The sequence below is a fragment of the Pseudoalteromonas espejiana DSM 9414 genome, assembly GCF_002221525.1.
Classification (GTDB): Bacteria; Pseudomonadota; Gammaproteobacteria; order Enterobacterales; family Alteromonadaceae; genus Pseudoalteromonas; species Pseudoalteromonas espejiana.
Genome location: NZ_CP011028.1, coordinates 1567105 through 1581694, shown reverse-complemented (window position 1 = coordinate 1581694; position 14590 = coordinate 1567105). Strand labels below are relative to the sequence as shown.

At 40.7% G+C, this 14590-nt stretch carries 15 protein-coding genes; 7 read left to right on the top strand and 8 right to left on the bottom strand.

The window, feature by feature from the left end; translation table 11 throughout:
• Position 1 precedes the first annotated feature (1 nt).
• On the bottom strand, positions 2 to 1078 hold the full coding sequence (apbC, locus tag PESP_RS07290; protein WP_089347428.1) for an iron-sulfur cluster carrier protein ApbC: 1077 nt from the start codon (positions 1076 to 1078) through the stop codon (positions 2 to 4).
• Between the two features lie 187 nt (positions 1079 to 1265).
• On the opposite strand from apbC, the gene metG reads away from it, so the two are divergent.
• The 6 genes from metG to PESP_RS07260 all read left to right on the top strand — a co-directional run bounded on the left by metG (position 1266) and on the right by PESP_RS07260 (position 9604).
• A complete protein-coding gene (gene metG, locus PESP_RS07285) occupies positions 1266 to 3287 on the top strand; it encodes a methionine--tRNA ligase (protein ID WP_089347427.1) in 2022 nt (673 codons plus the stop codon).
• 73 nt (positions 3288 to 3360) lie between these two features.
• A complete protein-coding gene (locus PESP_RS07280; RefSeq protein ID WP_089347426.1) occupies positions 3361 to 4011 on the top strand; it encodes a bifunctional 4-hydroxy-2-oxoglutarate aldolase/2-dehydro-3-deoxy-phosphogluconate aldolase in 651 nt (216 codons plus the stop codon).
• A gap of 276 nt (positions 4012 to 4287) precedes the next feature.
• A complete protein-coding gene (gene nirB, locus PESP_RS07275) occupies positions 4288 to 6864 on the top strand; it encodes a nitrite reductase large subunit NirB (RefSeq protein ID WP_089347425.1) in 2577 nt (858 codons plus the stop codon).
• On the top strand, positions 6851 to 7204 hold the full coding sequence (gene nirD / locus PESP_RS07270; protein ID WP_089347424.1) for a nitrite reductase small subunit NirD: 354 nt from the start codon (positions 6851 to 6853) through the stop codon (positions 7202 to 7204). The genes nirB and nirD overlap by 14 nt, the downstream gene beginning before the upstream one ends.
• Before the next feature lie 10 nt (positions 7205 to 7214).
• Positions 7215 to 8081: a uroporphyrinogen-III C-methyltransferase gene (cobA, locus tag PESP_RS07265; RefSeq protein WP_089347423.1), complete on the top strand. Its 867-nt coding sequence runs from the start codon at positions 7215 to 7217 to the stop codon at positions 8079 to 8081.
• Between the two features lie 266 nt (positions 8082 to 8347).
• Positions 8348 to 9604, top strand: a complete 1257-nt coding sequence (locus tag PESP_RS07260; protein ID WP_089349120.1) for a nitrate- and nitrite sensing domain-containing protein — start codon at positions 8348 to 8350, stop codon at positions 9602 to 9604.
• Between the two features lie 2 nt (positions 9605 to 9606).
• Here PESP_RS07260 and PESP_RS07255 read toward each other — a convergent pair whose 3' ends face one another.
• The gene (locus PESP_RS07255; RefSeq protein ID WP_089347422.1) at positions 9607 to 10056 is read right to left on the bottom strand and encodes a PACE efflux transporter; all 450 of its coding nucleotides are present in this window, start codon (positions 10054 to 10056) and stop codon (positions 9607 to 9609) included.
• Between the two features lie 126 nt (positions 10057 to 10182).
• On the opposite strand from PESP_RS07255, the gene PESP_RS07250 reads away from it, so the two are divergent.
• Positions 10183 to 11088 (top strand): LysR family transcriptional regulator, encoded by a 906-nt coding sequence (locus PESP_RS07250; protein WP_089347421.1) that lies wholly within the window; start codon positions 10183 to 10185, stop codon positions 11086 to 11088.
• A gap of 16 nt (positions 11089 to 11104) precedes the next feature.
• On the opposite strand, the gene PESP_RS07245 is transcribed toward PESP_RS07250, so the two are convergent.
• The 6 genes from PESP_RS07245 to PESP_RS07215 all read right to left on the bottom strand — a co-directional run bounded on the left by PESP_RS07245 (position 11105) and on the right by PESP_RS07215 (position 14589).
• A complete protein-coding gene (locus tag PESP_RS07245; protein ID WP_089347420.1) occupies positions 11105 to 11749 on the bottom strand; it encodes an MOSC domain-containing protein in 645 nt (214 codons plus the stop codon).
• Positions 11750 to 12225: 476 nt separating this feature from the next.
• Positions 12226 to 12684: a molybdopterin synthase catalytic subunit MoaE gene (gene moaE, locus PESP_RS07235; protein WP_089347418.1), complete on the bottom strand. Its 459-nt coding sequence runs from the start codon at positions 12682 to 12684 to the stop codon at positions 12226 to 12228.
• Positions 12684 to 12977 carry a MoaD/ThiS family protein gene (locus tag PESP_RS07230; RefSeq protein WP_089347417.1) on the bottom strand — a complete coding sequence of 98 codons (294 nt, stop codon included), beginning with the start codon at positions 12975 to 12977 and terminating at the stop codon, positions 12684 to 12686. The genes moaE and PESP_RS07230 overlap by 1 nt, the downstream gene beginning before the upstream one ends.
• Positions 12955 to 13425 carry a cyclic pyranopterin monophosphate synthase MoaC gene (moaC, locus tag PESP_RS07225; RefSeq protein WP_089347416.1) on the bottom strand — a complete coding sequence of 157 codons (471 nt, stop codon included), beginning with the start codon at positions 13423 to 13425 and terminating at the stop codon, positions 12955 to 12957. Before moaC ends, PESP_RS07230 begins: the two co-directional genes overlap by 23 nt.
• 1 nt (position 13426) lies before the next feature.
• Positions 13427 to 13966, bottom strand: a complete 540-nt coding sequence (moaB, locus tag PESP_RS07220) for a molybdenum cofactor biosynthesis protein B (protein WP_004587753.1) — start codon at positions 13964 to 13966, stop codon at positions 13427 to 13429.
• A complete protein-coding gene (locus PESP_RS07215; RefSeq protein WP_089347415.1) occupies positions 13963 to 14589 on the bottom strand; it encodes a molybdenum cofactor guanylyltransferase in 627 nt (208 codons plus the stop codon). The genes moaB and PESP_RS07215 overlap by 4 nt, the downstream gene beginning before the upstream one ends.
• Between the last annotated feature and the right edge of the window lies 1 nt (position 14590).

Sequence of the window (14590 nt, the reverse complement as noted above, 5' to 3'; positions counted from 1 at the left end):
ATTAATCTTCTGTAATCACAATTTCAATCGCATTGTGATGCTGTTGATAGTAAAGCGTGCTGGCCATTAGCCTCGCTGCTGCGCTGTATGTTTTACTTATTGCGGCACTGTTATCGCTGGCAATAAGTTTGCCCTGCTCAGAATATTCACGAATATCTATGGCAAGGGGAATATGGCTTAATACGGGTACGCCGTGCTTATGGGCAAGTTTTTCGGCGCCGTCTTTGCCAAATACATGGTTTGCTTCACCGCAGTGAGTACAAATGTAATGGCTCATGTTTTCTATAAGGCCAAGTACAGGCACATTTACTTTATTAAACATGGCTATACCCTTTTGCGCATCGGCAAGCGCTAAATCTTGTGGGGTAGTAACAATAACAGTGCCACTTGCGGGTACTTTTTGACTCATGGTTAATTGTATATCACCGGTACCTGGCGGCATATCAACAATTAAATAATCAAGCTCGCCCCAATCGGTTTCGTTTAATAATTGGTTGAGCGCTCCCGAGGCCATTGGCCCGCGCCATACGGTAGCATCGTCACTTGGCACTAAAAAGCCAATTGATTGGGCTTTAATACTGTTGGCATCAAATGGTTGTAGTAGTTTGTTATCTTTGGTTTGCGGCTCTGCGCCTACAAGCCCTAATAACATAGGGATAGACGGCCCATAAATATCGGCATCTAAAATTCCTACTTTTGCGCCTTCATTTTTAAGTGCCCCCGCTAAATTTACCGCAGTGGTAGATTTACCCACCCCGCCTTTACCCGAGGCAATAAGCACAATATGTTTAATGGCTTTAAATTTGGCAGGCTCTTTAATGCTAACCACAGATTCAATTACCACAGGTACGTTTAAGCTTTCACTTACATGCTGCTCAACCTTTGGCATTTCTGATTGCGCTGCAAAAGGCAGCGTAAGTTTTATAAGTATAGATTTATCGTCATTTTGAGAAATTGTATCGATAAAGCTTTCATCAATACCCACGGCAAAAGCCGCGCTACGATACGCCGCTAAGGCAGTAATAATCGGTTGTTTTTGCACCGATTTAGAAGAGAATAGTTTTGACAGTCCAAACATAGCAATTAAATAGCGTTTCTTTGATGAAAAGTGCCACAGAATTATGTAACATTCAGGGCATTAACACCAGTCAATTAACAAAAATCCATAAGCTATGCGTACTGTTAGCCACTAGCTTGTAGATATATTAATGATAGCTCTCCTTTTTACAGTCAAAATGGTGAGTTATCCTCAATTCGGAATAATTATGACGCAGCGAAAGATCCTCATTACCAGCGCATTACCTTATGCTAATGGCCCTACTCACTTAGGCCATTTATTGGAATACATTCAAACTGATATTTGGTCACGTTTTCAAAAGCTACAAGGCCATGAAGCATATTATGTTTGCGCCGACGATGCCCACGGCACGCCAATTATGCTTAATGCGCAAAAGCAAGGGATCACGCCTGAAGAAATGGTAAAAAATGTAAGCATTGAACGCCAACGCGACTTTGCCGACTTCAACATTAAGTTTGATAAATACCACAGTACTCACAGCTCAGAAAATAAAGAGCTGAGTGAGCTTATTTATAACCGTCTAAACGATGCCGGTCATATTAAAAAGCACACTATTTCGCAATTGTTTGACCCTGAAAAAGGCATATTTTTACCTGATCGCTTTGTAACGGGTACTTGCCCAACGTGTAAGTCTGAAAACCAAAATGGCGACAGCTGTGACTCGTGTGGCGCAACTTACAGCCCTACAGAGCTAATTAACCCGCGTTCTGTTATGTCGGGTGCTGAGCCAATTTTAAAAGACTCTGAACATTACTTTTTTGACCTACCTGCATTTGAAGGCATGTTAAAAGAGTGGTTACACTCAGGCTCCATTCAACAAGAAATGGCTAACAAGCTAGACGAATGGTTTACCGATGGACTACAGCAGTGGGATATTAGCCGTGATGCGCCTTACTTTGGTTTTGAAATTCCAAATGCACCAGGTAAATACTTTTACGTTTGGCTAGATGCGCCAATTGGTTACATGGCCAGCTTTAAAAACCTATGTGACGAAAAAGGCCTAGACTTTGACGCATTTTGGGCTGAAGGTTCAGAGGCAGAGCTATACCACTTTATTGGTAAAGACATTATTTACTTCCACAGCTTATTTTGGCCAGCCATGCTAGAAGGCGCTAACTTTAGAAAACCAACCAATGTATTTGCTCATGGTTTTGTAACCGTAAATGGCGAAAAAATGTCTAAATCAAAGGGCACGTTTATTAAAGCGCGTACTTACCTTGATAACCTAGACCCAGAGTATTTACGTTATTACTACGCAGCTAAACTAAACAGCGGTATTATTGACCTTGATTTAAACCTAGAAGATTTTGCACAACGTGTAAATTCAGATCTAGTAGGTAAAGTAGTAAACATAGCGAGTCGCTGTGCAGGCTTTATTACTAAAAAGTTTGATGGCAAACTAAGTAGCACTATTATGCAGCCAGAACTACTTGAAGAATTTCAGGCAGCGGCACCAAGCATTACTGCTCATTATGAAAACCGAGAATACAGCCGTGCCATTCGTGAAATTATGGCCCTTGCCGACAAAGCAAACCAATTTATTGATGCCGCAGCCCCATGGGTACTTATTAAAGACGAAGCAAAACAACAAGAAGCACACGAAGTATGCTCGCTTGGCCTTAACTTGTTCCGCGTTTTAATTACCTATTTAAAACCTGTATTACCAGCAATGGCTGCAAATGTAGAAGCCTTTTTAAATGACGACCTAGCGTGGGATGGTGTTCAAAATGCACTAGTAAACCACCCTATTAATAAGTTTAAGCCGTTAATGCAACGCGTAGAAATGGATAAAGTGAATAAAATGGTTGATGAATCAAAAGAAAGCCTAGAGTCAAAAGTAACGATTGACCCAAATAGCCCACTTGCAAAAGAGCCAATTAGCGATGAAATTGAGTTTGATGACTTTGCAAAAGTAGATTTACGCGTAGCTAAAATTGCAAAAGCAGAGCACGTTGAAGGCGCTGACAAACTACTTAAACTAACTCTTGATTTAGGCGGCGAGACTCGCCAAGTATTTGCAGGTATTAAATCAGCTTATGCACCAGAGGACATCGAAGGTAAGCTTACAGTAATGGTTGCAAACCTTAAGCCTCGTAAAATGCGCTTTGGTATGTCTGAGGGCATGGTATTAGCCGCAGGCCCTGGCGGTAAAGAAATTTACATTCTTAACCCAGACGACGGCTCAGAGCCAGGTATGCGTGTAATGTAACATTACTTAATAAAAAACCGCTGCTAGTAGCGGTTTTTTATTGCCTGTAACTTAACTAACTGAGCATACAATGATGAGCCACGCCACATACTCAGCCAAACAAAAAATCGTAACACTAATAAAGCAGCATAAGCTAGTTGCTATCATTCGATTAGCACAACAAGCTGATGTAACTAATGTAATAGACTGCCTAATTTCTGCAGGTATAAAAGTGTTAGAGATAACCTCTAATACACCGGGGTTTGAGCAAGAAATTATTAATGCCCGCGCAAAGAACCCGCAAATACTTATAGGCGCTGGCACAGTTATCAATACACATATTGCACAGCAAGCAGTAGATGCTGGTGCGCAGTTTATTGTAACGCCCAACACTAATAAAGCAGTTGTAGAGCTTGCTCACCAGCATGGCTTACCCGTTTTAATGGGGGCACTCACACCTACCGATATAGCCAATGCAATAGAGTACAACGCTGATATTATTAAGGTATTTCCTGCAGGAAGTATGGGGGTTAATTACTTTAAAGCGTTAACAGGCCCATTTTCTGAGGCACAACTAATGCCTGTAGGCGGTATAAATTTAGATAATTTAACACAATGGTTTGATGCTGGTGCCTGCGCTATAGCAGTGAGTGGCGATTTTAGTAAGCCAATAAATACTCCGGAGCAACACGTTGCCCTGACCAATTTAGTTAATTGCTATATAAATAAACTGCCAAAAAATTAAAAAGTTGTATGCACTCATCAGGTGCTTACGTGCACCATAATTAAACACCCCCCTTTTTTAAAAGCTTACTATTATTAACTTAATAAACATAAACAAAGGGTTACATAATTGGCAACGTATTTGCTTATTAGCTGGTAAGTTCGTATTTTTACGACATAAAATTAAAGCTCGCTAATAACCAGCTAAAGGCAAAGAAGCCCGCACGCAGTTACATGTACTTGTATCTGTGGCGGGCTTTTTTTGTTTTTAAATTTAACCGTCACTGAGGGAATACCAATGCAAACACCACAAAAAATACTCATTATTGGTAATGGGATGGTTGGGCACCATTTTGTTGAACAAATGCGCCAAAGCGACGCCCATGCCCATATAACTGTTTTATGCGGCGAGGCAAATTTAGCCTACGACCGTGTTTATTTATCGAGTGTATTTGATGGTAAAACAGCCGCAGATTTAGCCCTAACCACCTTTGATAATTATCAGCAATTAAACATTAATGTATTTACCAACCAATGGGTTGATGCAATTGATAAGGCAAATAAAGTCGTTACCACCAAAACGGGTGAGCAATACAATTACGATAAACTTATTTTAGCTACTGGCTCATACCCGTTTGTGCCGCCCATTAAGGGGAACGATCAACCACACTGTTTGGTTTATCGCACCCTAGAGGATTTAGAGCAAATAAAAGCCAGTGCCGCAGCCAGTAAAAGTGGTGTAGTAATTGGGGGTGGTTTATTAGGACTTGAAGCCGCAAACGCCATTAAACAATTAGGGCTTGATACGCATGTTGTTGAGTTTGCACCGCAGCTTATGGCGGTACAGCTCGACGAGCAAGGCGGCACGCTATTAAAAAATAAAATAGAAAAACTAGGCGTTACTGTTCACACCTCTAAAGCAACCAGCGAAATTGTTAAAGGTGAAACGAGCCGATTTAGATTAAATTTTTCAGACGGTACGTTTTTAGAAACCGACTTAATTTTGTTCTCTGCGGGTATTCGTCCTTATGATCAACTTGGCAAAGTGGCTGAACTAGAGCTTGGCGAGCGTGGCGGTATTATTATTAATAACCAGTGCCAAACCTCAGACCCTGATATTTTAGCTATTGGCGAATGTGCCCTATGGGATAAAAAACTATTTGGTTTAGTGGCACCTGGCTACAACATGGCCCGGGTTGCAGCAAGCCAGCTAAGTGGCGGCGAGCTTGAGTTTTTAGGTGCCGATATGAGCACTAAATTAAAACTACTCGGTGTTGAAGTTGGCTCTATTGGCGACGCTCATGCAAAAACACCCAACTGCAAAGAGCTTATTTACCAAGATCCAATTAGAGACTGCTATAAAAAAATCATTTTAAATGAAACCGGCGATAAGCTGCTTGGAGCAGTACTGGTTGGCGATACCAGCGATTACGATACGCTACTTCAGTACATGTTAAACGACATGGACTTACCAGAGCATCCAGAGTGTTTAATTTTACCAGACAGCGCTGGCGCACCTTCATTAGCGGGCAGTGCCCTACCCGATACCGCCACCATTTGTTCGTGTCATAACGTGAGTAAAGGCGACATTGTGGGTGCTATTGATGGTGGCTCATGCGATTTAGCCGCTGTTAAATCGTGCACAAAAGCGGCCAGTGGTTGTGGTGGCTGCGCCGCTTTACTTAAATCGGTAGTAGATGATGAGCTAGCGAGTCGTGGTGTTGAAGTTAACAACCATGTGTGCGAGCACTTCGCGTATTCGCGCCAAGAGCTTCTGCATATGGTTAAAGTAGAAAGCATTAAAACCTTTGATAATTTATTAGCTAAACACGGCAGTGGGCAGCACGGCTGTGAAATTTGTAAGCCTGCTATCGCCTCTATTTTAGCCTCAACATGGAATGACTTTATTTTAGAGCCCGCCCATGTTGGCCTGCAAGATACTAACGACACCTACCTTGCTAACATGCAAAAGGACGGCTCGTACTCTGTAGTACCGCGTATTGCTGGCGGCGAAATAACACCCGACAAACTCATTGTCATTGGCCAAGTAGCAAAAGACTTTAACCTTTATTGTAAAGTGACCGGCGGACAACGTATCGATTTATTTGGTGCACGTTTAGAAGAGCTACCCGTTATTTGGGGAAGACTCATTGAAGCTGGCTTTGAGACAGGCCACGCTTATGGTAAGTCTCTTAGAACGGTTAAATCTTGTGTGGGAAGTACTTGGTGTCGTTATGGTGTACAAGACAGTGTTGGCCACGCAATAGAAATTGAAAACCGCTATAAAGGGTTACGCTCACCACATAAATTTAAAATGGCCGTGTCGGGTTGTACCCGTGAATGCGCCGAAGCACAAAGTAAAGATATAGGTATTATTGCCACCGAAAACGGTTGGAACCTATATGTGTGTGGTAATGGCGGAATGCGCCCTCGTCACGCCGATTTATTTGCTACCGATTTAGATACAGCCACACTCATTAAATACATAGATCGCGTTTTAATGTTTTACATAAAAACCGCCGACAAATTACAGCGTACGTCTGTATGGATGGAAAACCTTGAAGGCGGCCTAGACTACCTTAAAAGTGTAGTAATAGATGACAGCTTAGGTATTTGCCAAGAGCTTGAAGAACAAATGAAACTTATTACTCAAACATACGCCTGTGAGTGGAAAAAAGCAGTAGAAAGCCCTGAAGCTTCTAAGCGTTTTCGCCAGTTTGTTAATAGCCCTAACCCCGATGACAATATTTTATTTGTACAAGAACGTAATCAAATTCGCCCAGCTACAGACGCTGAAAAACGCGAACAACTAATTACTCAAAACCGTATTCCGGTAGTGGAACTTGAAGAGGAGCAAGCTGATGTCTTGGCATAATATTGGAACAATCGACGACCTAGTTGCTAACAGTGGTGTATGCGCATTAGTTAATAATCAGCAAGTGGCCATTTTTTATGTACCACAAAACACACAAAGCGTGTTTGCCATTAGTAACTACGACCCAATTGGAAAAGCGAATGTATTATCGCGCGGTATTATTGGTTCTATAGAGGGAAAACTGGTTGTGGCTTCGCCGTTATATAAACAACATTTTTGTTTAGCAACAGGCGAGTGCCTAGAGGCAGAAGCAATACATTTACCGGTTTTTGATGCAAAAATTGAAGACGGCAACATACTTATAAGCGCCGAGCCAAAAGTAATTAAAGCGGTTGCTTAAGGAGATTATTATGAGCGTGCTTTCTTATTTTTCGGGTATTGAAAATGGTTGGCTAAACAAGTTTACAAATAAACTTACCAACGGCGTTAAGCTTACCAGCACAGGGGGTAAAAACGGCCATGTCTATATTATTGGTGCAGGCCCAGGCGATGCTGAGCTAATTACCGTAAAAGCGCAGCGTTTAATACAAACAGCCGACGTCGTTTTATACGACTGGCTAGTAAGCGAAGATTTACTAAAAACATTACCTAAAAAAGCGCAGCGGGTATTTGTAGGCAAACGAGCCGGTATGCATTCAATGACACAAGCCAATATTTGCGCCCTGCTCGTTAAATATGCTCAACAAGGGTTAAACGTAGTACGTTTAAAAGGAGGCGATCCGAGTATATTTGCACGTATAAACGAAGAGGCTGATGCGCTTACAAAGCATAATATTAGCTTTGCGATTGTACCTGGTGTTACCACTGCATGCGCAACCTCTGCCTATACAGGCATTCCGCTTACCACGCGTGATGTAGCGCGAAGCGTCACATTTTTAACTGCCCAATTTGCAGATCCTAAAAAAATGCCAAACTGGAGCAATTATGCCTTTGTGCAAGGTAAGAATAATCCAACTTTAGTGGTTTATATGGGCTTAGGACGATTAAAAGAGCTAAGTAGCGGCCTTCAATCGGTAAATTGGCCAAGTACTACACCAATATCACTTATCGAAAACGCCACAACGAGTAAGCAAAAAGTAATTACAAGTACGCTAGAGCACATATTAAACAACCCATCAGTATCTGCATTAAGCGGCCCTACGCTAATTATGGTAGGTGAGGTAATTAATCATAAAATGGCTATTAGCCCAGAACTACTGAGTTATAGCAGCGTTTAAATTCCCCCTCTGGTGTTTGCTCTGTGCAGTTAACAGAGTAAACACTTTTTTTGTTTTATACCTAAGTCGCAATAAAGTGCAAAAGCTATATTTTTTGCACCAAAAGGGTTTGTTCCTGTAATAAATAAACTCGTTCTAAATTGGACCCCAAAATTAACATGATTTTAAGCGGCTGTTTTAATTTGATTTTAAATTCAATCGGTACATTTTTTTATGATTGGAACAGTGGTTGCACTTTATTAACAAAAAAGTGTGGAATAAGTCCTATGATATCGAGCAATCCTCTCACAAAACAATTTTTATTAGCGGCTAAATATCAAGAAATACATGCCCTCAAACAACTTCAAAAAAGTTGTGCATCGCTTACAAAACTTGGCGACTTTATACATCAGCTACAAAAAGAGCGCGGCATGAGCAATATATACTTGGCCTCCAATCGCAAGCGCTTTAAAGAACAACTCCAACAGCAAATTTTGCTTACTGAGCAAACACAAACGCAGTTTTATCACTCTATTAAAAGCACCTTTATTACAGATAATGCCGACACCGGCCATACTCGTTTATATAACCTGATCACCCATAGCTTACAATCGCTAGATGCTCTGCCAGATATTCGCCAACAAATAGCCCAGCAGAAAATAACCCCAGTGCATGCTACGCAGTCTTACACGCAACTTATTTCGTGTTTATTAAATATAATTTTAGAAGCTGCAGATGGCGCAAGCGACCCGCATGTTACTCGCCTATTAGTTGCTTACTTTAATTTTATGCAAGGAAAAGAATACGCAGGGCAAGAGCGCGCTTGCGGAGCCCAAGCATTTGCTTCTAGTAAATTTACCGTTGAGCAAAAACAACAGCTTGCGCATTTTGTGCAGCAGCAACACCATAGCTTTACGTTTTTTAATGAATATGCAGACGATCACGTATTAAAATGTTATCGCTCTTTAACAGAGCACCCAGTTAATAAACAAGTAGAGCAATTAAGGGGGCTTTTGCAAAATTTAGATGACGAAAATGCCCAACCTCTTTCGCAGCTTAGTGAAGTTTGGTACGAGGTTACAACAACCCGCATAGACATTATGCATAAAATTGAACAAAACCTAAGCGACTATTTAATAGATTCAGCAGCCATGCAAATTGCCCGAGCACAGCGCACTTTAAACTCAAATAAACAGGTAATTAATGCCTTAGAAGAACAATACATGCCAATGACCGACGGGCAGTTAGCGCTTAAACAAACGTCAGTGCAAAATACAGCAGCAAACAAGCTTAATAGCAACAAAAGCATGTACGATTTAATTTTAGAGCAAAGCCAGCATATCAAACAAATTAACCAAGCATTAGTTGATGCTAAACGCGTTATTACTGAACAAAAAATAATTCATCAGGCTAAATATATACTTATTGAACAGTTAAAGTTAACGGAGGAACAAGCACACAAAAAACTACAAAAGCAAGCCATGGATAAACACAGCTCGCTTTATGATGTGGCTAAAAAAATTCTTGAACTAAGTGATGGATAGCCTTAAGTATTTATTGCATGATTTGATTTTTTTGAGGCTAATACATAGGCCCGTGTATGGTCGTAAACTAAGTTAAAGGTAAACGCATAGCAGGTTACAAATAACGTAACGCCTATATCCATTAGTAATGCCTGCCACAAACTTACTTTTAAAATGTACGCCATAATAGGCACTGTCAAAATTAATAAGCCACCTTGAAACAAAACAACATGAAACAACCTAAACAATAACGAGCGTTTTTCTTTAGCGCCGGTGGCCACTCGGTCAAAAAACCAGTTAAAAATAAAGTTCCAACACATAGCTATAGTCGCAATTATTATCATAGTGCCCGACAAAGCCCCAATTGCATGATCTGTAAATAGTACTAAACCTAAAATTGATAACGACACGGCTAAAACCTCAAACAAAACTGCCTGAAATAATCGCTCTGTTGCTCCCATTTTCTCTGTCATAGTGCCCTCTTTTATCTCTTAATATTTAAGTGCAGTAATAATGACAGATTTATAGCGATACAAAAGTTAGCAACCATTACTTATAGTGATAAGATAAATATACCGAGCTAAATAAAGCAGAATCAAATGTACAGCTTAGAACAACTAAAAATATTTGTAACCGTAGTAGAAACCGGCTCTTTTTCAGCAACAGGCCGAAAGCTAAAGCGAGCGCAGTCGGGTATTAGCCAAGCTATTTCTAATCTTGAAATTGCAATAGATCAACCATTGTTTGACCGTAATAAAAACACTCCCACTTTAACAAAAAGTGGAAAAACCTTGCTCCCCGTGGCTTATTCAATACTGCACCAACAAACTTATTTTGATCAAAAAGTAGAGTCTCTTGCTAAAAACTACGAGCAAGACGTAGTAATAGCTATTGACGAAAGCATAAGTAACCACGGAATATTAAAAATAATAGCCCCCCTTGCACAGCAGTACCCTATTACAAACTTTGAGCTAATATCGGTCACTACGTTTGATGTAGAAGAGCTTGTAAAAACGGGTAAAGCGCAAATAGGTATCATATATAGTGATGGTGAATTAAAGGTAGATATGGACTTTTTTTTGCTAGGCCAAGCTCGTTTTTTAACAATTGCGTCACCGCAACATGCGCTTGGTAAACTTAATAAAGTAAATAGCAGTGACTTAAAAGCACATAGGCAATGTGCTCACCGTAGCCTTAATCAATCAGAGTTATGGTTTAGCTATGCTATAAGCGCTAAGGTTTGGTACGCCAATACTCATCAAACACTCATAGATTTGGTAACACAAAATGTGGGCTGGGCACTGGTGCCTGAGTTGGCTATAAAACAACAACTTAAACAAGGTGACGTTGTTGCTCTACCTGTAGTACATGAGCAAGGCGGTTGGCTAACGCCTGTAGGCTGTGTGGTATCAAGAAGTAAACCTACAGGCCCAGTAACCGAAAGTTTACTCACCCTGTTACAGCAACATTTTTCAAACGAAGATGGTTGGCAAGCAAAAGCTTAATAGCACTTATAAAGCGTTATATACCGAGTTTCTTTTTAATCTTAGTTTGCCACTCAAGCGCAAGCTCGGGGAGTTCAAGTGCTGCTAATAATACGCTCTCATAATCTGGGTATTTTTTATCGTAAAACGCCTGAAACAACGCTTTTACTGAAATGTTATGATCAGCTTTATGCTCAATAGTGACTGCATCCCCTGTTTTAGCCATACCTGGCTCAAGCACTCTAAAGTAAACACCCGTGTGGTAATACTGAGTAAATAATTTTAGGCTTTGTTTATTATTAAGTGCAATGGCAAGCTTAAAGCACGGCACACGGGGCTGGCTTACTTCAAGCAGTGCAGTACCGACACGGATACGATCGCCAATATGAATATTTTGCTCATCAAGCTCTGAAATTGTAAAGTTTTCGCCAAAGGCGCCTACTGCTAAATCATCATTCTCAAGGGTGTGTTTCCAATAAGCATAATGATTATGCGAAAACGCATAAACTGCCTTATCAATACCGCCGTGATTGACTAAATCGGCTTGTTCATCACCTATTATATTTAGCTTTTCAATAACAACAGGCTCATTGGTTGGCGTTTTAAAAATACCGGTTTTAACTTCTTTGCCGTTATGAACAACCGTTTTTATTTTAGAGGTATTGGTAGAGATTATTTTCATCTTAAACCTTTGATTATAAATAAAAGTAAGAGTGCGTAAGTTTCATCATTCATCCTTGATGATCAACAAAGTAAGATTATAAGTCAAAAATATATAACAAAGTTAAAACAAGAAACACGACAAATACAGGGGTAAGTACATAGAAAAGGATATTTGCTATGACTTTGTGTTTTTCTCTAAAACGGAGCATGCCATTGTAAGTCGCTCTAAAAAGTGGGAATGTAATAAAAGCTCTAAAAATTACCCATATGACTAAGCTACAGTGAAATTTTATTTCCAGCCAAAACTGTTCCGGATTAATATTTAAAGATTGACTCGGCGAGCTTTTGGACCCAATTGACCAGCCAGTTAGTAGCTCTAACATAATTATAAAAATAAATAGAGCCGCTATCCAAAGGTAAGCTGACTCTACTGATTCTCTTTTTGAGATAAGCTTTTTCATTAATATATTACAAACGCATTTTTATTCAGGCCGCCTACTTTTTCCACTTATTTAACGCTTGCTTGTCACTTTGTTTAAACTCAACCCAGTTTGATGAATCTTTAAAATGCTCTTTTTTCCAAAACGTAGCGTGGTTTTTTAAGTAATCCATTATAAATTGCGCGCCTTCAAACGCGGCTTGGCGGTGGCGGCTGGTTACGCCAACAAATACAATTTGCTCACCAAGGGCTAAATAACCGACTCGATGAATAATGCTTATGCGAGCAAGTTGCCAACGTGTTTGCGCTTGCTCGGCTATCGACTGCAGTAGTTGCTCAGTCATACCTGGGTAGTGTTCAAGCTCAAGCGCGATTACGTTATCGCCGCTACTAAATTCTCGCACAAGCCCTGTAAACGTGACTACTGCACCATCACTTTTGTTATCACTGCAAAGTGCGCCATGTTGCTCGCCTACTGAAAAATCCATCGTTTGTACTTTAATGCTTATACTCATTAGCCACCTGTAACGGGTGGGAAAAAAGCAAGCTCATCCCCTGCTTTTACAAGCTCATCACTTGATGACATTGTTTGATTAAGCGCACACAATACATCACGCTCTTCAAGCCATGCCTGCCAGTGCGGGTTTTGCTCAACCAGCATGTGTTTAAACGCTGAAATGCTAAGGGTGTGAGCTATATCAACGGTTAACTTATCGCACTTTAGGCGCTCTTTAAGTTGGCCAAAAAAGAGTACATTTACATGCCCTGCAGCTGTATCATTTAAATTAATCTCGCTGCCAGCTGCCATGCTTGCCTCCTGCTTTTTGCGTTACACGCATACCGTGTATTTCCATAAGCGGATCGGCGGCTTTACACATATCAAATAGTGTAAGAGTAGCCACAGATACAGCGGTGAGCGCTTCCATTTCAACGCCAGTTTTACCCGCCAATTTACAGTAGCTAGTGACTTTAATTTGGCTATGTGCTTCATCAAGCTCAAAATCAACGGCTACTTTACTCAGTGCAAGCGGATGACAAAGCGGAATTAAATCGGCGCACTTTTTAGCGCCCTGAATACCCGCAATACGGGCAACGCCTAGCACGTCACCTTTTTTATTTTGGTTAAGCAACACTTGTTCAAAAGCTTTTTTGCTCATTTTAATGTAGGCCTCGGCAGATGCATCGCGCAGAGTAACCTCTTTTAGCGATACATCAACCATGTTTGCTTGGCCATTTTCGTCTACGTGGCTCAGCATATTATTGCTCTCGCGATTCGCATTTTTTACCAATGGTAATGTGCGGGGCAAAGTTACATGGCTTATGCATTGAGTCTAACTGATCTTTTATAATACCTGTCCAGGCTGTTTTACATGCCCCCGTAGAGCCAGGCATACAGAAAATAACTGTGTTATTAGCAAGGCCTGCCAGCGCACGCGATTGAATAGTTGAGTTACCAATTTCGCCGTACGAAATATGCCTAAATAGCTCGCCAAATCCATCTACGCTTTTATCAAACAGCGGTGCAAATGCCTCTGGTGTTGAGTCGCGCTCGGTAAAGCCCGTACCACCGGTGACTAAAATGGCATGAATGGTGTCATCGGCAATCCACTGCGAGGCAACTGCACGCATTTGATAAACATCATCTTTAACTATGTCTTTATCAGCTAAGTGATGGCCGGCTTCAGTAAGGGCTTTAATTAAATAATGGCCTGAGGTATCCGTAATTTCATCGCGTGTATCGCTTACTGTCATTACGGCAATGTTTAATGCGATTTGTGACTCAGTTGTGTGGCTCATAGGGTTCTTCTCAGTAAATTAGGTTTGTGTTGGTCAAATTGCTCGTTAACAGCTTTAAATTGCGCCGGTGTATTGGTATTAACAAGTGCGTGCGCTTTATCACATTTTAGCGTTTGCACACCAATACTACGGGTAAACTGTTTAATTGATTTATGACTATTTGCGTTTATGAGTAATTGTTTTAAATGACGTTTAACGCTTTGGGTGTTACGAATATACAGGGGTAATGGTTCATTTTCAAAGTGCCACGCATGTATTTGTGGCTGATTTGTTTGAAAGTGGGAATTATAGCTGCCTGCAGATGCAATTTGCGATAATAACGTGCAAGTAAGCAATGGCATATCAACAGCGGTTACAAGTATATCTTGCTCTGTTGCCATTAAGGTTGAATAAATCCCCCCAAGCGGTCCAGAATCAGGGTATATGTCAGGTATGTATTGCCCATTAGCACATTTTACATTACGACTTATAAGTACATTACTTGCTCCTGCAGTTTTTAATAATTCACATGCATTTTGTAGTAATGTTTTATTTTTTAAAATGAGATTGGCTTTATCGCTGCCCATTCTGGATGATTGCCCTCCGGCGAGTACAACCCCCGTAAACACTGCTTTATTGATCATT